The organism is Dactylosporangium salmoneum, from assembly GCF_039532525.1.
GTDB classification, from domain to species: domain Bacteria; phylum Actinomycetota; class Actinomycetes; order Mycobacteriales; family Micromonosporaceae; genus Dactylosporangium; species Dactylosporangium salmoneum.
Map to the genome: position 1 here is coordinate 103,320 of NZ_BAAARV010000007.1, position 18,078 is coordinate 121,397.

The window sequence follows — 18,078 nt, forward strand, 5'->3', positions numbered from 1 at the left end:
GATCGCGGCCAGTCCGAGGCCCTCGTCGACCGGGTTAGGGCCGAGGGGCGGCGGCCAGCGGCCAGGGGGCGCGTCGGGGCGGGGCGGCGGCTGACTACCGCACGACGAGCTGGGCCAGGACGAGGTCGCTGATGTGGGTCTCGACCTCGAACAGGATCGTAGCCGTGCACGTGGAGCTCGTCTGGGGCGTCCGAGGTGGTGTGCGGCGGGGTGATCTGGGGCATCGGCGCAACCCTGCGCGAGCAGGGCCCCGTCGATTCGCGGTACGGCGGGTTCCTCAAACTCGACGATCGACGCCGAGCACGCCGGCGCCAGCCGCCGCGGAGGTGCGGGCCGGGGCTGCTGGCGCTGCGTCAGATCGTATTCGTGATGCCGAGCGCCGAGGTACGCATCGGCGATGATCGCGTGGCCTGGCAGGTTGGGGTGGATGCGGTCGCCGGCCCAGTCCTCGGCGACGAGTCGGCCAGCGCGCGGTCGAACGCCTCCTGGGTGCCGACGTGCACTGCGTCGAACTCCTTCGCGAGGGCGCCGACGACGTCGCCGTACCGATCGCTCGCCGCGCGTTGCGGGTCGGTCCGGTCGGGTTCAATGAGGTACGGATCGGCCAGGATCAGCCGGCAGCCGGTGGCTTCGACGGCGCGGCGCAGCAGGCGGCGTAGTGTCTGCTCGTACGGGCCCCGGTGAGGCAGCGGCGAGCAGGATCGCGAACATCGTGATGTCGGTGAGCATTACTGGCGTCGGCGGTGCATCGCGGCGTTGAGAATCTCGTTCGCCACGCCGCGACCGCCCTCGTCCCAGCGGCTGACGCGATTCCGCTGGACAGTGTCCGCTCGCTACGCCTGATTCTCGGTGGCCCCGCTGTCTCAGGGCCGACCCGCAACGCGGGCCTTGACCAGGTGATCCCGTCATCTTCAACCCGCCGCGTCAGTGCCACGTCAGGGGCGGCTTACCACCCTCCGGGTGATGCCGCCGGCATCACAAAGCTGCTGGCATGCCGTCCACCGGCGCTTCACCCGCTGCCCGCAATGGCCCAACCAGCCCGGCGGGTGTACTTGGTGCTGCGCGACGTCCGCATCGAGTTCGCCGCCGGTGTGGCTACGACCGACACTCGTCGTGAGTCGTTGGAGTCAAGGCGCGGTGTCGGCGGCCTTGCCAGCGAGGGCATCGGCCATCCGCCGGCGGAGCAGTTGCCGCTCGTGGAGCGTCGGCGCGAGGTCAGCGGCGTGTTCGAGCTCTTCTGCGGCCTCGGCCGTCCGACCCAGGCGGATCAGGATGTCGGCGCGGACGGCGCCCAGCAGGTGGTAGCGGGCCAGGCGCTTGTCGTCCCGGATCGCGTCGATCGCCGCGAGGGCCGCCTCCGGCCCGTCCGCGTAGAGCAGCGCGACCGCACGGTTCAGGTCGACGATAGGTGAGGGGGCGACCTGGGCGAGTGCGTCGTACAACGCGACGACCCCGGCCCAGTCGGTCTCGGCGAAGGTCCTCGCGCGGGAGTGATGGGCGGCGATCGCGGCCTGGATGGCGTAGGGCCCGAGCGGCCGGCCAAGCTTGGCCGCGCGGTCGAGCATCGACAGCCCGTGGGCGATGAGGATGCGGTCCCAGCGCGACCGGTCCTGGCGGTCCAGCAGGACCGGTGTTCCGTCCGGCTCGGCGCGGGTGGCGAATCGTGACGCATGCAGCTCCATCAGCGCCAGCAGCCCGAACACCTCCGGCTCCGTCGGCAGCAGGCCCGCCAGCACCCGGCCCAGCCGCATCGCCTCCTGGGCCAGGTCGCGGCGGACCCAGCCGTCGCCGGAGGACGCGGAGTAGCCCTCGTTGAAGATGAGATAGACAACCTCGAGTACGGCACCGACCCGGGCCGGCAGCGTGTCGGCGCCGGGTGGTTCGAACGGAACCTGCGCCTCGCTGAGGGTGCGTTTGGCCCGCGAGATCCGCTGGCCGAGCGTCGCCGAGGGAACGAGGAACGCCCGGGCGATCTCGTCGGTGCTGAGACCGCCAATGAGCCGCAGGGTCAGCGCGACCCGCGCCTCCCGGGGCAGGATCGGATGACAAGCTATGAAGATCAGCGTAAGTACGTCGTCGGAGATCGGGTCGGGCAGGTCGTCGGCGACGTCGGGCGTGTACGGCTGTGCTTCCACCGCGATCAGTGCGGCCTTGCGACGGCCCGCTTCCTCGCGGCGCGCTCGGTCGATCGCCTTGTGCCGGGCCGTGGCCATCAGCCAGGCGCCGGGCCGGGGCGGGATGCCCTCGGCCGGCCACTGCTCCAGCGCGGCAACGAACGCCTCGGAGGCGAGGTCCTCGGCGACCCCCACGTCCCCGATCTGGCGGGCGAGGGTGGCGATCAGCCGGGGCGCCTCCATCCGCCAGAGCGCCTCGATCGTACGCCGCACGTCCATCGTCATCCGTCTTCCCGGGGCGCCGGGCTCTCCTCGTCGGCGCTGGCGGCGGCGAGAGTGGCATCGAAGTCTGCCATTTCATAGAACGGCCGGATCTCGAGCACCTGATCCGCGCCGTACCGCGGGTCGTACGGACATCTCTTGGCCCACTCGACGGCCTCCTCCAGCGAGCGGACCTCCCAGATCCAGTAGCCGGCGATGAGCTCCTTCGACTCCGCGAACGGCCCGTCGACGACCGACGTGCCGGTCTCGGTGAACACCACCTGTGCGCCCTTGGCGCTGGGCTGCAGTCCCTCGCCGCCGAGCATGATGCCGGCGTTGACCAGCTGCTCGTTGTACACCTTCATCTGCTCGAACATCTCCGCCGTCGGCGTGCCCTTCTCCTCGTCGGCGCCGGCGCCCTTCGTCATCACGAGAACTCGCATGTCGTCTCCTCCTGTCTGCGCGCTTCCGCCTGCTCCGCGTAACGCTAGCGGGCGCTGGTCCTGGCCAGGACGTCGGCGAGAAGCTCGTAGTCGACCGCCTGCCCTTCGCTGATGTCAGCGGTCTTCCGGTCACCGTTGCCCAACGACCGGAGAACGCCCTTGACGGGATCGATGCCGCTGGCATTGAAGATCAAGAATGAAATCTTGCCCCGCGCGACGTGGATCGCTGCCACGTGCCGACCATCGCTGGCGAAGTGCGGCTTGCCGTACTCCAGCCGCTCCTCGACGTCCGGGACCGTCCGATGGACGAGTTGCCGAAGCTTCTCGCACACCTCGAGCTGCCACGGCAGTCCCCGATTGATGTAGGTCGTTACGTCGTCGTTCATGTCGATCTCCTCAGGTATCGGTCCTCGTCATCGTGTGGGCTCGTGCGTCACCGACACGCTCCGGTGCGACTCGTCAGATCAGCTGACCGGGCGGTAGGTGACCACGACCACGCCGTTGTCGAAAGTGGTGCAGTCGACGAACTCCAGTGCGGTGGTGCTCTCCGGCCGGAACAAGGGCTCGCCGTTGCCCTTGATCACCGGGTAGATCCAGACCCGGTACTCGTCGAGCAGCCCCGCCGCGGCGAGCGCGTCGGTCAGGCGGCCAGTCCCCCAGATGAGGATGTCCCCGCCGGCGCGCTCCTTGAGTTGCGTGACCTCGGCGACGAGATCGTCCCCGGCGATGACCGTCGCGGGCCCCCATGCGGCGGTGTCCACCGGCCCGTTGGCGACCACGTACTTCGCGATGGAGTTGACGTGGTCGGCGTAGGGGTTGCCGCCCATGCTCGGCCACGCCTGCGCCATACCCTCGTAGGTCACCCGGCCGAGCAGCAGGGAGTCCGCCTTGAGAGTCATCGTGAACGCGTACTGCTGGGACCGCTCATCCGAGTACTGGAACGTCCACTCGTGGGGGTTGTCGATGTAGCCGTCGAGGGTGGCGTAGGTCGAGGCGATGATCTTGCGCACGGAACTCTCCTGCGGGTGTCTGTCCGGGCTGGCTTGGGGTCGCGGGGCTCGCTTCCGTACAGACTTCGAACAGGGGAGGGCGGCTTCGACAACCGGCCGACAAGTTTTTCAAGTGCTGCGGCGGTTGAAGGAGTGGCACGAGGCCGGCGTCTGGCAGCAGCTGCACGAGCTGATCCTGGCCGAGCTGCGCGCCGCCGGCCGGCTTGACCTGTCCGCGGCGATCGTGGACTCCTCGCACCTGCGAGCACTCAAAGGGGCAGCACACCGGCCCGAGCCCGGTCGACCGGGGCAAGCGGTTTCGGCGTCGACGAGCCGGCGCTGGGCCAGGTCACTGTGATAGTGCTGTGCTGACGCGGGGCAGGGCGGTGTTGCGAGCAAAGGGCGATTTTGGGGATGCATGGCATCAACCCCCGCAGTCGGAGACCGACGATGCGATGCAGTGGTTGTTGAACGTTCCCTTCGTCGCCGTGAATCGACGTCGGTCGGTCAAAACTCCCGGGAAGCTATCACCCTCATCCGATGGCCGGCATCCACCCGTGGGCGTAGCGGAGTGGTCCGCAAGATTGACGACGGCATCCCGGCGGACCCCTAGCGTCAGGGGACTCCCTCGAGGAGGTTCCACGTGCCGCGGACGCACAGGGGTGCCGGGCGTTGTCATGTGCGTCTCTCGGCTGGTTGGCGCTTCCGGTCTGGCCGTGGCTGCTCGCCCGCGTCTTCGGCAAGTCCGCCTTCGATCCGAATAAGTTCAGGAGGAGAAAACGTCATGAGAACTGTCTACAAGGTGCTCGCGTATCTGATCGCCGTCGAGGTGGCCGTGCAGGCTACGGCCGTGGTCTATGCGATGTACGGACTCGGCAAGTGGGTCGACGGCGGCGGCGTGCTCGACAAGGCTGTGATGGAAAGCGGCGAGACGTCCTTCCCCGGGGCGGTTGGCTTCGCGGTGCACGGCATGAACGGGATGATGATCATCCCGCTGATCGCGCTGTCCATGCTGATCGTCTCGTTCTTCACGAAGGTCCGCGGGGCGGTGAAATGGGCTGGCCTCGTGCTCCTGCTCGTGGCGGTACAGGTCAGCCTCGGCATGTTCGGCCACGACGTCCCTGCGTTAGGCGCGCTGCACGGCCTCAACGCGCTACTGCTGTTCGGCACGGCCGTGTATGCAGGGCACCGGGCTCGCGCCGTGCCGAGGGGAGCCGAGCGTCCCGAAGCGCCTGTCGCGACGCCGGTGTGATGGCAGTGTCGATGAGCCGGGTACGTCGGGCGGACCGGCTCCGCCTGGCCATCGCCTGCGCGGCCACGGCGCTCGTCGTCGGACCGCTCGCCTGGTTCTGGCAGGCGAGCCTGTTACCGGACACGTACTCGGTGATGGACATGGGGTACGTGGACGCCGGCGGTCACACCGCCGGCGTCCCGCATGTTCACCACGCGGCGGGCGGGCGAAGTCTCGCATCGCTCGTTGCGGATCCGGCCCGGCCAGCCGACGTCGCCATCAAGCTCACGGCGCGCCACGGACGCGTCCGGTTACCGTCCGGTCGCGAGGTGGACGGCTACACGCTGAACGGCCAGTCACCTGGCCCGAGCATCCGGGCAACGGTCGGGCAGTTGGTACAGGTGACGCTTGTCAACGAGTCCGTGCCTGGCGGGACGACGCTGCACTGGCACGGCGTCGACGTACCCAACGCGATGGACGGGGTCGCGGGCGTCACCCAGGACGCGGTCGCTGTCGGCAGCGAGTTCACGTATCGGTTCGTCGCCGATCGGGCTGGCACATACTGGTACCACTCCCACCAGATGTCCCACGAACAGGTCCGCGACGGTCTGCTCGGCGCGCTGATCGTCACACCGGCGGCACCCCCGCCCGACGCGGTCGACGTCGTGGCGCTGGTGCACCTCTACCACGGCGTACGCACGATCAATGGCTTCGAGGGTGATGTCCGGGTCACAGTGCCGCCGGGCGGACTTGCGCGGATACGGGTCATCAACACCGACAACGGGCCGATGCCGGCATGGGTCCACGGAGCGCCGTACCGCCTCGTCGCGGTGGACGGCGCGGACCTTGCCGGACCCACCCCCATGCGGGACATGGCCGTGCTCGTCACCGCCGGCGGGCGCGCCGACCTGGAGCTGACGATGCCCCACGACGGCACGCCCGTACGGATCCATCTGGGTGGGGCGACCGGTGTCGTGCTCGGTTCAGGTTCGTTCGCGATGGACGCGGTGCCCCGACCGGGCGGGACACTCGACATGCTCACCTACGGCATCGGCGCTCAGCTCGGATTCGACCCCGACACACCGGACCGGCGGTTCGAGTACTCCATCGGCCGCCGGCCCGGCTTTCTCGACGGGCGTCCAGGTATGTTCTGGACCGTCAACGGCCACCAGTTCCCGGACGTGCCGATGTTCGTCGTCCGTGAAGGCGACGTGGTACGGATACACATCTCGAACCACAGTGGCGAGGTCCATCCGATGCACCTGCACGGCCATCACGCTGTGGTGCTCAGCCGGGACGGCGTACGCGCCACCGGGAGCCCCTGGTGGGTGGACTCGCTCAACGTCGCCAACGGCGAGTCCTACGACATCGCCTTCGTCGCCGACAACCCTGGCATCTGGATGGACCACTGTCACAACCTTCCGCACGCCGCCGAAGGCCTCGTGGCTCACCTGGCGTACGAGGGGATCAACACCCCTTACGCGATCGGTGCAGACGCGCACAACAAACCAGAGTGATAGGGGATCCTGGTCTCGGCGCGGCGCTGCTCATCACCACGGGGGCGGCCGCGCTCGCCGCCGTGCACCACAAGGTTGCCGAGTTCACCGCCCTGTTCGTCGTCGGGCTCGGGGTCGGGCCGATCATCATCCTGACCGGCACGTTCGTCGAGCGGCACGTCGACCGGTCGCTGCTGACGCAGACGTTCGCGCTGATGTCAGCGCTTAGCGCCGCCGGTATCGCGCTGGCCGGACTCGCCGGCGGTGCCGTCGTGCAGGCCAACGGCGCCACCGGCGGGTTTGTGCTGCTCACCGCGTGCGGGGCGGCCCTGCTCGGCCTGGCGATCGCGGTTCGGGCGGCGGTCGGCCCCGCCGCCCGATCCCCCGTGGACAGCGACCGGCGCAGCTAGTCCTGCTTTAGAAGACCGGCGTGCCCTCGCGCACCAGCCGCCAGTTCTGCGTGAAGAAGTCGGCCGGGTCAATCGCGCCCTTGGCTTGCGCCCAGTCGATGAGCAGCTGGCGGATCTCCTGCTGGGCGTTGTACACCTGCGTCTTGACGATCCCCGGGAAGTTCCCGCCACCGGAGCGCCGGTAGTTGTTCACCGCCACGACGAACTGCTCGGCGTCGCCGACCGGCGTGGTGGTGCCCGGGTGGACCAGGCGCGTGATGCGCTGCCCGACCGGCTTGCTGATGTCGATGTCGTACTCGATGCCCGACAGCGTGTCGTAGTTGTAGTCCGGCACGGCCGGGTCGCTGATCGTCGCCGGGTCGACGGGCGCGCCCGGGGCGAGGGTCACGAAGTACTTCGCCGAGTACTCGAGGTACGCGCGCACCTCGGCGCCGGTGAGCACGACCGCCTCGAGAGTGTTGTCGTAGATGTACAGGCCGGCCACGTCCTTGATCCGGACCTGGCCCGCCGGGAACAGCGCGGTGCGGGAGAACGGCGCCGCGATCGACAGCACCGGCAGGGACGCGTACGTGCCGCCGGCGAGCGCCGCCGTCACGACGTCGGTCTGCACCTTGTTGATGTAGTCGAGGATCGGCGTGTCCTTGTACCGCGACTCGACCGCCGACAGCTCCTGCACCGAGGTCGCCACCGGCTGGTTGACGTAGGCGACCGTCTTGTTGTGCTGCTCGCGCACGGCGGCGAGCACGATCGGGTCGGCCTCCACCGTGTTGGTGTTGATGGTCTTCGCTGCCTTGCTGGCGATCTGCCAGCGGCCCCGGTCGCGGGTGAGCGTGAAGTCCATCCGGGTGACCCGCTGGCCCCACTTCGACGGCTCGGACAGCAGCACCTGCGCGCCGGTGGCGGCGTTGGTGACGAACCGCTGCGGGATCTCGTTGTGGGCGTGGCCGAACAGGATCGCGTCGATGCCGGGCACCTGCTGGGCGATGAGCGCCGACGGGTTCTCGTTCGGCAGCTCCGGGCCGTAGCTGGAGGTGCCGCTGTCGCCGCCGTGCGCAGAGATCAGAATGATGTCGGCGCCGCGGTCACGCATCTCCGGCACGTACTTCGCCGCCGTGGCGACCATGTCGTCGAAGCGCAGCTTCCCCTCGACATTGGCCCGGTCCCAGATCGCGATGCCGGGGTTGGTCAGGCCGAGGATGCCGACCCGCAGCTGCGGCGCGTTCTCGCCGAGGTTGACCTTCTTGATGACGTACGGCAGGAACGCCGGCCGCCCGGTCTTGACGTTCACCGCGTTGGCGGCCAGCGCCGGGAAGCCCAGCTGGCGGATCCACAGGTCCAGCAGCGGCAGCCCGTAGTTGAACTCGTGGTTGCCCAGGGTAACGGCGTCGTAGCGGATGACGTTCATCGCCCGCGCCATCGGGTGCTGCTCGCGGGTGGTGGTGATCGGCTCCTGCTTGGCGTAGTAGGTGGCCAGCGGGGTGCCCTGGATCGTGTCGCCAGCGTCGAGCACCAGCGTCGCCTTGCCGCGCCGCTCGGCGCGCACGGCGTTGACCAGCGTGGCCACCTTGGCCAGGCCGACATCGTTGTGGGCGCCGTCGTCGTACTCGGCGTCCTTGTAGTAGTCCCAGTTGTAGACGTTGCCGTGGGTGTCCGACGTGCCGAGCAGCGTGAGGTCCCAGGTCTTCGGCTGCGGCGGCTTCGCCTGTGCGCCCTGGCCCGCGACGAACGGGGCTGCGGCGGCCGCGGCGGCGGCGGCAAGGACCCCGCGCCGGGAGAGGTTGGTCATGTTGCGCCTTCCGTGATGGTCAGGACGCCTCGTGGGCGTCCCGAGCACCATAGCGGGCAGTCAATGCATCGATACCCGTAAGGTATGTGCTCCGGTCGGCGCCGCTCTCCAGCACGCGCTGGATGATGTACCTGCCCTTGCCGAAACCCCATCCGCCCTGGTCGGAATCGGCGCGTGGGAGGACCTGGATGTCGACAGCGGTTCGCTCGAGCCGGCCTTTCGCGCGGCGGGCATCGCCACGACATGATGATCGATCGTGCTGCTGGGACTGGTGGGGCCCCTGGTTTGGGTGCGGCGGAACACCACCCGCTGCTCCCGCAGCACCCGGAAGGTCATGCTGTAGGCCGGGGACTTGGCGAGGTGGCGACCTCTGACCGCGTGCCGCGGTTACCGCCCCGGCGTCGGGAAACTCATCGCAGCAGCTCCGAGCCGGGGGCGTTCACCTGTAGTTTTCGATCTTGCCGTAGACGCGTCGGCGAAAGGGCATTCTTTCGACGCCGACAGTTGGTGCGGCCACGACAGTGTTGCCGCGAGATTCGGCGATGAGGTTGTCGATGCTTCTCACTCCCGGTTCGCTTGCGTCAGGAACATCGATGTGTACCGACTACGAATTCCCCAAACGCAAGCACCACGGGACGAGGCGAACTCCGACTCGACTTCGAAGCGCCTGCGGCATCGGCCTGCAGCCGCGCAGTGCCAAATCTCGGCATTCAGATTTCGTTCATTTTCCCGTCACGTGGGGTGGGCGGCGTCGCTATGCCGTGGCTACGCGGGGCAACAATCTCCCCCACCTTTCCCTAGGAGCCAGCAACATGGCCAACGAGCCGAGCCACGACACTTCCGATGCGTACGATGACGGGCGCAGACGGATAGTTCCGGACTCCATTCTCCATTCCGGGCTCTCGCGTCGCGGGATGCTCAAAGCGCTTGGCATGCTGGGCGGCATCGTGGTGGTCGGCGGTGGCGCCGCGGCCTGCACGCCGGACCAGACGCCCAGCGACTACGTACTGCCCGAAGGGTTCTCGGGCACGATTGCTGACCTGAAGCACGTGGTGATCCTCATACAGGAGAACCGCTCCTTCGACCAGTACTACGGCGCGTTGCCCGGCGTGCGCGGCTTCGATGACAAGCAGGCGCTGCGGTACCAGGACGGCACCACGGTCTTCCAGCAACCGCACGGCAGCTCGACGCTCAGCCCGCAGCACCAGTCCACGGTCAGCGGTATGTCCATCGGCAACGACCACGGGTACGGCACGGGCATTTCGGCCTGGAACAACGGCCTGTACAACAACTGGGTCGGCGCCAAGGGCACCAACACCATGATCTACATGACCGGTGAGGAACTGCCCTACCAGTACTCGCTCGCGACCGCGTACACGATTTGCGACCAGAACTACTGCTCAGTGGCTGGCCCGACCACGCCGAACCGCCTCTACCAGTGGACCGGCAGTTCCAACGGCGTTACCGACAACGGCACCGAGTCGAACGGCCTGCGCGCGTGGGAGACCTACCCCGAGAAGCTGCAAGCCGCCGGCGTGACTTGGCGTAACTACGTCGACAACACCAATAACGGCAGCTCGTGGTGCGGCGACTACACCGACAACCCAATCCGCGGCTTCGCCACCTTCACGACGAGCGGTAACACCGCGACGGACCTCGCGAACCGCAACGACCCGGCGAAGAACGCCGCGGGCACCGGTCTCGTGTGGCGCGCCGCCTCGGAGCCATACCAGGCCCACGGCCTGCCCAACAACGACTCCGACGAGAACCTCAACGGCGTATTGGAGGACTTCATCGCCGCCTGCAAGCCAGGCGCGGAGTTCCCGCTGCCCGAGGTCTCGTGGATCGTCGCGCCGTATCTGTGGAGCGAGCACCCGGCGGCCGACCCCGAGCACGGTGCCCACTACACCAACCGCGTCCTCACGGCGTTGCAGGGCAACCCTGAGATCTGGAACCACACGCTGGTCATCCTGGCGTTCGACGAGAACGACGGCACCTTCGACCACGCGCTGCCGCCGCGCCCCGAGCCCGGCACCAAGGACGAATTCTCCAGCGGCGGCAAGCTGAACCTGGCGGGTACCCCGATCGGCTACGGCCCTCGTACTCCGCTGGTCCTGGTCTCGCCGTGGACGCGGGGCGGCTTTGTGAGCTCTGAGGTGTTCGACCACACCTCGATCATCCGGTTCCTGGAGGTGTGGACCGAGTCTCTGGGCAAGCCGGCGAAGAGCACGATGATCACCGACTGGCGTCGCGCGATCAGCGGTGACCTCACGAGCGCCATCGACTTCGAGCATCCGGTGCTCGACACCCCGTCCCTGCCCGACACCTACGCCCTCATCGAGATCGCCAACAACGCACCGAGCGCGGACTTTGGCAAGACGTACACGGGCGAGAAGTGGAAGCTCGACAGGCCGCTGATCCACCGCCCGCTGTCGTATCACCCGCACGGCACCTTCGTGGAGGACCGCGTCAACGGCACGGTGACCGCGAAGCTGAGCATGGTCGGCGGACCTGCGGGTAAGGCCGTCAGCCTGCAGGCGTTCCCCGACGCCTACGCGCCGGCCTCCAACACGCCCCACACCGTGACGGCCGCGCAGCCCGCCGAGTACAGCTGGGACGCGAAGCGCTACGACGGCAGGTACGCCTTCAGCGTATACGGGCCCGACGGCTTCGTCCGCTCCCACGCCGGCACCGTGCTACCCGCCGGCCAGAACAACGCAGGCGTGCCCCGCCTCGACGTGCGCCTCATCGCGGGCACCAAACCCACGGTCTCGATCGAACTGCACAACGACGGGCGCGAGACCGTCGAGTACACGCTGGTCGCCCATGAGTACGACGGCGGCACACAGACGGTCCACGTCGAGTCCGGTGCGTCGAAGACCGTGAACTGGCCGACCTCCGAGGGCTACTACGACGTCGTCATCACCGCCGACACGGGCACCGGCTGGCAGCACCGCTACGCCGGCCGTATCGCTCAGATCAAGGCTTGACCACCATGGACAACATCAACCAGGAGAAGCTCATGGCATCCCCGCGCCTGCCTTGGCGTCGCGTCTCGGCCGCAGCGGCGGCCCTCGTGGTGATCGGCGTTGCCGCCGTCGTCGTCGTGACCGCGAACGCTGCCCTTGCCCCCACCCCGGCCGCGGCCGCGCCGCCGGTCGTCCCGGTCGTCTCCTATAACTTCGACAACGACTCGGGCACAACGGTCGTCGACTCGTCCGGCAACGGCTACGACGGCACGTGGGGTGGCATCCCCGCCTACGTCGACGGCGTCTCGGGCAAGGCGGCGTTCGTCAGCGCGAGCGGCGACTCCGCCGGCAAGGCGAACTTCGTCAAGCTGCCGCTCGTCGCCGGCGCGACGGACGCCAAGTCGAGCTTCTCGTACGAGTTTTGGATCGACGAGCAGTCCCGCACGAGCTACGGATCCATCGTCAGCAACCAGGACTTCGTGTCCTGCAGCAACCCTGGCTTCACCCTCTACAACCAGGCCGCGCAGGGCGTGCTCGAGGCATGCTGGGGCCAGACCGCCGCCGGCACGAAGGAGTACGTCCACGGCGTCAACCCGGCGGCAATCACTGGCGACTGGCACCACGTCGCGGTCGTCGTCGACCGTACGGCGAACACGATGACCTTCTACGTCGACGGCGTGCGGGCCGCGCAGTCGCCCAGCGGCTCGATCACGGCGAACACCGCGTTCAACAGCGGCCTCGCCTTCAGCATCGGCGGCTTCAGCGGCAGCGGCGTCGACTACGGCGATGGACACGTCAACGCATACATCGACAACTTTGCGTACTACGACCAGACGATCGGCGCGGACCAGATCGCGGCGGACTACACCGCGGCAAACCCCGTGCAGGTGACCACCGACGGCCACGGCAGTGCCACCGCCTCGTCGACGGTGCCGACCAAGGGGCAGACGGTCAAGCTCACAGCGACCCCGGCGGTCGGATACGTCTTCGACTCGTGGACGGTCCAGTCGCCCGCCGGCCTGACCATCGCCGCCGACGGTAGCTTCACCGCACCGGGCGTCCCGGTCATCGTCAAGGCCACCTTCAAGGGGTTGGTCGTACCGTCGAGCGACCTGACCTACGACCCCAGCGACCCGATCAAGCCGATCTTGTCGTACGACTTCAACCGCGACTCAGGCACCACGGTCACCGACGCGACCGGCAACGAATACACCGGCAGCTGGACCGGACCCGCGTCCTACAGCACGGGCGTCTCCGGCCTCGCCGCCCACGTGAGCAAAGGCCACAACGTCAAGCTGAAGTTCGTCGACGGAAAGACGGACGCCTCCGGCAGCTACTCCTTCGAGTTCTGGATCAAGGAGATCTCCTACACCGGCGACGCCTGGGTATTCGCCAACCAGACGGGCGGATCGTGTACCGACGCGGCCCTCGGCTACTACAACAACACGAGCAGCAACGGCGTACTGACCGGCTGCTACGGCACGACGGCCGTACACGTCGGCCTCAACAACCCGCCGATTGTCGGCTCCTGGCACCATCTCGCGGCGGTCGTCGACCGTACGGCGGGAACGGTGACCTGGTACGTCGACGGTAAGGTCGCGGGCCAAGTGACACAGATCGCCAGCACGCTCAGCCTGCGCTCCGGCCTGCCCTACGTGCTCGGACAGAGCGGCGCGGTCAACTACGGCAACGACGTCGACGCGCTCTACGACAACGTGAACTTCTTCGACCAGGCGATCAGCGCGAACCAGATCGCGGCCGACTACGCCGCGACGAACCCGGCTACGCACTTCGCGGTGACGGTAGACGGCGGCGGTCACGGCACCGGCTTCTCCACGCCACTCGCCCCGGGCGCGGGGAGCAACGTCAAGCTCACCTCGTCGGCCGCAACCGGCTACCACTTCGACTCGTGGGCGCCCCAGACACCGGCGAACCTCGCGATCACCGCGGACGGCAGCTTCACGGAACCGACCCCGGGCGTGCCGGTGACGGTCAAGGCGAACTTCGCTCCCAACACGTACACCCTCAACTTCGACGGCAACGGCGCGGACGGCGGTCTCACGCCCGCGCAGACGCTCACCTACGACCAGTCGGCGACACTGCCGGCGAACGGCTTCACCCGCGCCGGATACACCTTCGTCGGCTGGAGCGCGACGAAGAACTTCCCGGCCGCCTACAAGAACCAGGGCACGGTCAAGAACCTCGCTCCGAGCGACAGCACGACCCTGTACGCCCTGTGGATGCCCGACGGCAGCCACTTCGTGACGGCCACCGGCGACGGCCACGTCTCCGTGAAGACGTCCGTCGACCTCACCGGGTTCGCCGCCGAGGGCTCGACCGTCACGCTCAGCGCGACGCCGGCCACCGGGTACACCTCCACGTGGGAGGTCGTGTCGCCCGCCGGGCTCAAGATCGGCGCGGACGGCACGTTCGCGATGCCGACCCAGGACGTCGTCGTCAAGGCCGTCCCGGCGCCGATCCACTACACGATCGCGTTCGACGCCAATGGCGCCGACAGCGGCACGATGGCGCCGGAGACATTCAGCTACGACCAGCAGGCGGCGTTGACGGCAGACGCCTTTGCCCGTAGCGGTTACGGCTTCGCGGGCTGGGCGACCACGGCGGACGGCCAGCCGGCGTACGTCGACGGCCAAGTGGTCGGCAACCTGACGAACAAGGACGGCGACAAGATCACGCTGTACGCCGTATGGCGCAAGCTGATCGCGGCCGGTGACGCCGTGGCGCCCATGCTGTCCTACAACTTCAACGGCGACCTGCGCGACGGCTCCGGCGGCGGCCACACGGGCGCCTGGAAGGGCACACCCGCCTACGTCACCGGCTTTGACGGCCTCGCGGCATCCGTCAGCAACGGCGCGAACTACGTCAAGCTGCCGCTCATCGCCGGCCAGACCGACGGCTCGTCGAGCTTCTCCTACCAGTTCTGGATCTGGGAGCAGTCGCGCACGAGCTACGGGCCGATCATGAGCAACCAGAACTTCGGCTCCTGTACCAACCCGGGCATGACGCTGTTCAACCATGCCACGGCCGGTCAGCTCGAGTCCTGCTTCAGCACCACTGGGAACTACTCGCCGAGCAACCCGCCGTCGGTCGTCGGCGGGTGGCACCACGTGGCCGTGGTGCTCGACCGCGACGCGGCCCTGGAGACCATCTACGTCGACGGCGCGGTTGAAGGCACAAAGGCGATCCCGGCGTCGGCGAACTTCACCAGCGGGCTCGCGTTCAACATCGGCGGGCTGAGCGGCAGCGAGGCGGACACCGCTGACGGCTACACCAATGCGTACATCGACAACCTCGCCTTCTTCAACAAGGCGGTGCCGGCCACGCAGGTCGTGAATGACTACAACGCGACCAAGCCGTCGGACGGCGGCCTGCTCAGCAAGGCGCCGACCGCAGTTGCCTACAACGCAGGTTCCACGGTGGCCAAGGGCTTCGTGACCGACACCTTCCACGCCGCCGCGGCGTCAACCGGCGGAAAGGTCTCGCAGCGGATCTCCGGCCTCTGGAACGGCGGCGCGGTCACCTCCTACACCAAGGTGAGTGGCGACAGCTGGCTCAAGGTCGGCGACGACGGAGTCGTCACGGGCACAGCGCCGCACGCCCGCGCGCAGAACCCTGCCGAAATCACCGTCCGGGCAACGGACGGCACGACCACATCCACGATCAAAGTCAAGATCCCGTTGGCCGGCAACGGCACCGGCAACGGCCCACGGATCCACACGGCGACGTGGAACGTCTGGGACGCCGGCAGCCACAGCGACGACGCGCTGAAGAAGGACCTGGCGGTCATTGCAAACAACGGCCTCGACGTGATCGGTCTACAGGAAGACGGCGGGCAGTACGCCTCGCAGCTCGCGAGCGCCCTGGGCTGGTACTCCTACGAGGGTGGCCAGGGCCTCGGCATCGTGTCCGCCTTCCCGCTGTCGAAGTCGGACACGGTCGACGCGACGAGCAAGGCACCCGCGGTGGGCGTCACGGCGAATGTGCTCGGCAGGACCATCCGCATCTGGGATGTCGCCCTTGACGAGCAGGGCTACGGCCCGTACCAGGCCTGCTTCCAGAACATGACGACACCGTCGGCTCTGGTCGCGAGCGAGAAGGGCACGACCCGCTACGCGCAAGCCAAGGCCGTCGCCTCAGCGATGGCGAAGGACATGAAGAACGCCGACAAGACGCCGGTGATCCTCCTCGGCGACCTCGCATCGCCCTCCGGTGCGGACTGGACCGCCGCAACCGCCTCTGCCCACTGCGGCGTCGGTGCCACCGACTGGCCGGCGACGGACGCGATCTTCGGCACGGGTCTCACCGACTCCTACCGCAAAGCCAACCCGAATCCGGTAGCCGCACCAGGCAACACCTGGTCGCCGTTCCAGAAGTTCCACGACGCGGCGAACAATGCCGAACCGCAGGACCGTGTCGACTACGTCGGGTACGCCGGTAAGAACTTGAGGCTCGTCGGCTCGAACACCCTCGTCGCCGGCTGGCCGTCGGTGACGAACGTCAGCACGAGCGCGTGGACGAGCGATCACACCGCCGTCACCAGCACGTTCGGGGTGGGCGAGTCGTAGCGTTCGCAGCGCCAGCAACGAGATCGAAGCGCGCCCACGTCCATCCTCAAGGACGTGGGCGCGTGGAGCTCCGCGGCGGCCAGTCCGTGGCGCTGGTACTTGGGCAGGGTCCACGACTGTTCGACCCAGCCGAGCCGGCAGGTGCGACAGATTCAGTAGTCCACCACGGAGGCAATCGTCGCCGTCGACGTCGGCCGCGTGCAGTGCCGCATGAACCGGCCGGTGAGGGTGGGATCAGCTGCCGGACCGTCTTCGTCCGGCGTTCTATCGTGGACCCCTTACTCCTCGATCTTGCGCCGGGTGATCTCCGGTGCCAGCAGTGCCTCGCCCGCGGCGACCGCCCGGATGGCCCCGGCCAGCTCGCACGGCGGTGCACTCTTGAGTAGGGAGCCGCTTGCCCCGGCACGCAGTGCCCGATAGATGTACTGGTCCTCATCGAATGTGGTGAGGACGAGGATGCGCGCCGGGCAGCGGCCGCCGTCCAGCAGGCGACGCGTCGCCGCGATCCCGTCCATCCGCGGCATGCGGTTGGTCCATGAGGATGACGTCGGGCAGCAGCAGGAGCGCTTTGTCGATGGCCTCCATGCCGTCGGCTACTTCGCCGATCACCTCGATGTCGTCCTGACCGTCCAGAATGGAGTGGAAACCGCCGCGCACGAGGGCCTGATCATCGACGAGCAGGCCGCGGACCATCGCTGGTCCGTCTGCAGTGGAAGCCGTGCCGTCACGGTGAAGCCCGTCTCGGGCGCGGCCGCCGCCTCGAGCGTGCCGCCGTAGAGCCCGACCCGTTCGTGCATCCCGATGAGGCCGTGCCCGACCCGGTTCGCGCTGGTGCCGCCCGACCCGCCCGCCTGCCCGGTGTCCCGGACACTTACGTGTACGGACTGATCGTCGTAGTGCAACACGACGTGCGCGGTGGTCGGCGCCGCATGCTTGAGCGCGTTGGTGAGCGCCTCCTGCACGATCCGGTAGACGGTCAGATCGACGCCGGGGGGCAGCGGCCGGGTCGCGCCCTCCACGGTGAGTTCGACCGGCAGACCGCTCTCCGCCATGTGGTCGGCCAGGTCGGCGAGGTCCGCCGTGCCCGGCTGCGGCTTGAGCGCGAGCCGGGCCTCTTCGCCGCGCAGTAGGCCGAGCATCCGGCGGCATCGGGCCGTGCGGTGTCGAGTTGTCGAGCTGGAACGCGAGATTCACCTGGGCGAAGGCGGCGATCGCGATCGCGAACAGCGCGTCGGGTAGCAACCCCGGCGGCCTATGCCGCAGCCATGTACGCGTCTCCGACTCCACTCGCGCCTCTGAACGGCCCCGCGCCTGGGCCTTCACCGGCGTCATCAAGCGCATCACATCGGCAAGTTACGGGCGGCCGGACCTGCGCGGCATCATCCGCAGGTCGCGTTTCCGGCGGCCCGGTTCGCGACCGGGGTATGACCCGGTGCCGACCGCCGCACGACGACCCCGGAGGTCAGCCGGGCTCACGCTGAAGGCGCGCCGCCGACGGGCGGCATCACACATAGCGCGGGGCGCTGCGAGCTCGTGGAGGAGAGCATGACCATCAACGTGAGGCGCCTGGGCGGATGGGCGCTCATCGTCGGCACGATCGTCACGATGGGGGCTTACGCCGCCGCCAATCTGCTCGCGCCGGGCAGCGGCGAGGAGGTGTTCCGTTACAAGCTCTGGCCGCTGTTCTACGGAGTCGCGCTGGTCGGGGACGTCGTCATCGCGCTGGGGCTGCCGGTGATCCTGACCTTCGCGGGGCGCGCGCCGAAGCTGCACATCGTCGGCTACGTCGGCGT

14 protein-coding genes and 1 pseudogene are annotated in these 18,078 nt (G+C 68.2%); 8 read left to right on the plus strand and 7 right to left on the minus strand.

Annotated elements, in window-relative coordinates; genetic code table 11:
• Positions 1–1,127: 1,127 nt before the first annotated feature.
• The 4 genes from ABD352_RS05945 to ABD352_RS05960 all read right to left on the minus strand — a co-directional run bounded on the left by ABD352_RS05945 (position 1,128) and on the right by ABD352_RS05960 (position 3,828).
• Positions 1,128–2,393, minus strand: coding sequence for an RNA polymerase sigma factor (locus ABD352_RS05945; protein WP_344611190.1), 1,266 nt, complete (start codon positions 2,391–2,393; stop codon positions 1,128–1,130).
• A gap of 2 nt (positions 2,394–2,395) precedes the next feature.
• Positions 2,396–2,818, minus strand: a complete 423-nt coding sequence (locus ABD352_RS05950) for a YciI family protein (RefSeq protein ID WP_344611191.1) — start codon at positions 2,816–2,818, stop codon at positions 2,396–2,398.
• Between the two features lie 44 nt (positions 2,819–2,862).
• Positions 2,863–3,204: a DUF1801 domain-containing protein gene (locus tag ABD352_RS05955; RefSeq protein WP_344611192.1), complete on the minus strand. Its 342-nt coding sequence runs from the start codon at positions 3,202–3,204 to the stop codon at positions 2,863–2,865.
• 78 nt (positions 3,205–3,282) lie between these two features.
• Positions 3,283–3,828 (minus strand): dihydrofolate reductase family protein, encoded by a 546-nt coding sequence (locus ABD352_RS05960; protein WP_344611193.1) that lies wholly within the window; start codon positions 3,826–3,828, stop codon positions 3,283–3,285.
• 118 nt (positions 3,829–3,946) lie between these two features.
• Between ABD352_RS05960 and ABD352_RS05965 the strand changes: the two are divergent.
• The 4 genes and pseudogenes from ABD352_RS05965 to ABD352_RS05980 all read left to right on the plus strand — a co-directional run.
• A pseudogene (locus ABD352_RS05965) lies at positions 3,947–4,121 on the plus strand (IS5/IS1182 family transposase); the annotation flags it as partial.
• Between the two features lie 470 nt (positions 4,122–4,591).
• Positions 4,592–5,059: a hypothetical protein gene (locus ABD352_RS05970; protein WP_344611194.1), complete on the plus strand. Its 468-nt coding sequence runs from the start codon at positions 4,592–4,594 to the stop codon at positions 5,057–5,059.
• 140 nt (positions 5,060–5,199) lie between these two features.
• Positions 5,200–6,555 carry a multicopper oxidase family protein gene (locus ABD352_RS05975; RefSeq protein ID WP_344611202.1) on the plus strand — a complete coding sequence of 452 codons (1,356 nt, stop codon included), beginning with the start codon at positions 5,200–5,202 and terminating at the stop codon, positions 6,553–6,555.
• Positions 6,552–6,944, plus strand: a complete 393-nt coding sequence (locus ABD352_RS05980) for a hypothetical protein (protein WP_344611195.1) — start codon at positions 6,552–6,554, stop codon at positions 6,942–6,944. The genes ABD352_RS05975 and ABD352_RS05980 overlap by 4 nt, the downstream gene beginning before the upstream one ends.
• A gap of 7 nt (positions 6,945–6,951) precedes the next feature.
• Here the strand turns inward: ABD352_RS05980 and ABD352_RS05985 are convergent, their stop codons facing one another.
• On the minus strand, positions 6,952–8,730 hold the full coding sequence (locus ABD352_RS05985; RefSeq protein WP_344611196.1) for a bifunctional metallophosphatase/5'-nucleotidase: 1,779 nt from the start codon (positions 8,728–8,730) through the stop codon (positions 6,952–6,954).
• A 31-nt stretch (positions 8,731–8,761) separates the two neighbouring features.
• Here ABD352_RS05985 and ABD352_RS05990 point away from each other — a divergent pair, with 31 nt between their 5' ends.
• The 3 genes from ABD352_RS05990 to ABD352_RS06000 all read left to right on the plus strand — a co-directional run bounded on the left by ABD352_RS05990 (position 8,762) and on the right by ABD352_RS06000 (position 16,285).
• Positions 8,762–8,977, plus strand: a complete 216-nt coding sequence (locus ABD352_RS05990) for a hypothetical protein (RefSeq protein ID WP_344611197.1) — start codon at positions 8,762–8,764, stop codon at positions 8,975–8,977.
• A 346-nt stretch (positions 8,978–9,323) separates the two neighbouring features.
• Complete coding sequence (locus tag ABD352_RS05995) at positions 9,324–11,720, plus strand: alkaline phosphatase family protein (protein WP_344611198.1); 2,397 nt, start codon at positions 9,324–9,326, stop codon at positions 11,718–11,720.
• Positions 11,721–11,725: 5 nt separating this feature from the next.
• Positions 11,726–16,285 carry a LamG-like jellyroll fold domain-containing protein gene (locus ABD352_RS06000; RefSeq protein ID WP_344611203.1) on the plus strand — a complete coding sequence of 1,520 codons (4,560 nt, stop codon included), beginning with the start codon at positions 11,726–11,728 and terminating at the stop codon, positions 16,283–16,285.
• A gap of 278 nt (positions 16,286–16,563) precedes the next feature.
• On the opposite strand, the gene ABD352_RS06005 is transcribed toward ABD352_RS06000, so the two are convergent.
• A complete protein-coding gene (locus ABD352_RS06005) occupies positions 16,564–16,809 on the minus strand; it encodes a response regulator (RefSeq protein ID WP_344611199.1) in 246 nt (81 codons plus the stop codon).
• An 81-nt stretch (positions 16,810–16,890) separates the two neighbouring features.
• Entirely contained in the window at positions 16,891–17,424 is a 534-nt protein-coding gene (locus ABD352_RS06010) for a sensor histidine kinase (RefSeq protein WP_344611200.1), read from the minus strand.
• Positions 17,425–17,830: 406 nt separating this feature from the next.
• On the opposite strand from ABD352_RS06010, the gene ABD352_RS06015 reads away from it, so the two are divergent.
• Positions 17,831–18,078: hypothetical protein (locus ABD352_RS06015; protein WP_344611201.1), on the plus strand; the 248-nt coding region annotated here is incomplete at its 3' end.

Excerpts from the sequence above, each read along its gene's own strand:
- ABD352_RS05945 (WP_344611190.1), bottom strand. The coding sequence starts at position 2,393 with ATGGACGTGCGGCGTACGATCGAGGCGCTCTGGCGGATGGAGGCGCCC.
- ABD352_RS05950 (WP_344611191.1), bottom strand. The coding sequence starts at position 2,818 with ATGCGAGTTCTCGTGATGACGAAGGGCGCCGGCGCCGACGAGGAGAAG.
- ABD352_RS05955 (WP_344611192.1), bottom strand. The coding sequence starts at position 3,204 with ATGAACGACGACGTAACGACCTACATCAATCGGGGACTGCCGTGGCAG.
- ABD352_RS05970 (WP_344611194.1), top strand. The coding sequence starts at position 4,592 with ATGAGAACTGTCTACAAGGTGCTCGCGTATCTGATCGCCGTCGAGGTG.
- ABD352_RS05975 (WP_344611202.1), top strand. The coding sequence starts at position 5,200 with ATGGGGTACGTGGACGCCGGCGGTCACACCGCCGGCGTCCCGCATGTT.
- ABD352_RS05985 (WP_344611196.1), bottom strand. The coding sequence starts at position 8,730 with ATGACCAACCTCTCCCGGCGCGGGGTCCTTGCCGCCGCCGCCGCGGCC.
- ABD352_RS05995 (WP_344611198.1), top strand. The coding sequence starts at position 9,324 with ATGTGTACCGACTACGAATTCCCCAAACGCAAGCACCACGGGACGAGG.
- ABD352_RS06000 (WP_344611203.1), top strand. The coding sequence starts at position 11,726 with ATGGACAACATCAACCAGGAGAAGCTCATGGCATCCCCGCGCCTGCCT.
- ABD352_RS06005 (WP_344611199.1), bottom strand. The coding sequence starts at position 16,809 with ATGCCGCGGATGGACGGGATCGCGGCGACGCGTCGCCTGCTGGACGGC.
- ABD352_RS06010 (WP_344611200.1), bottom strand. The coding sequence starts at position 17,424 with ATGCTCGGCCTACTGCGCGGCGAAGAGGCCCGGCTCGCGCTCAAGCCG.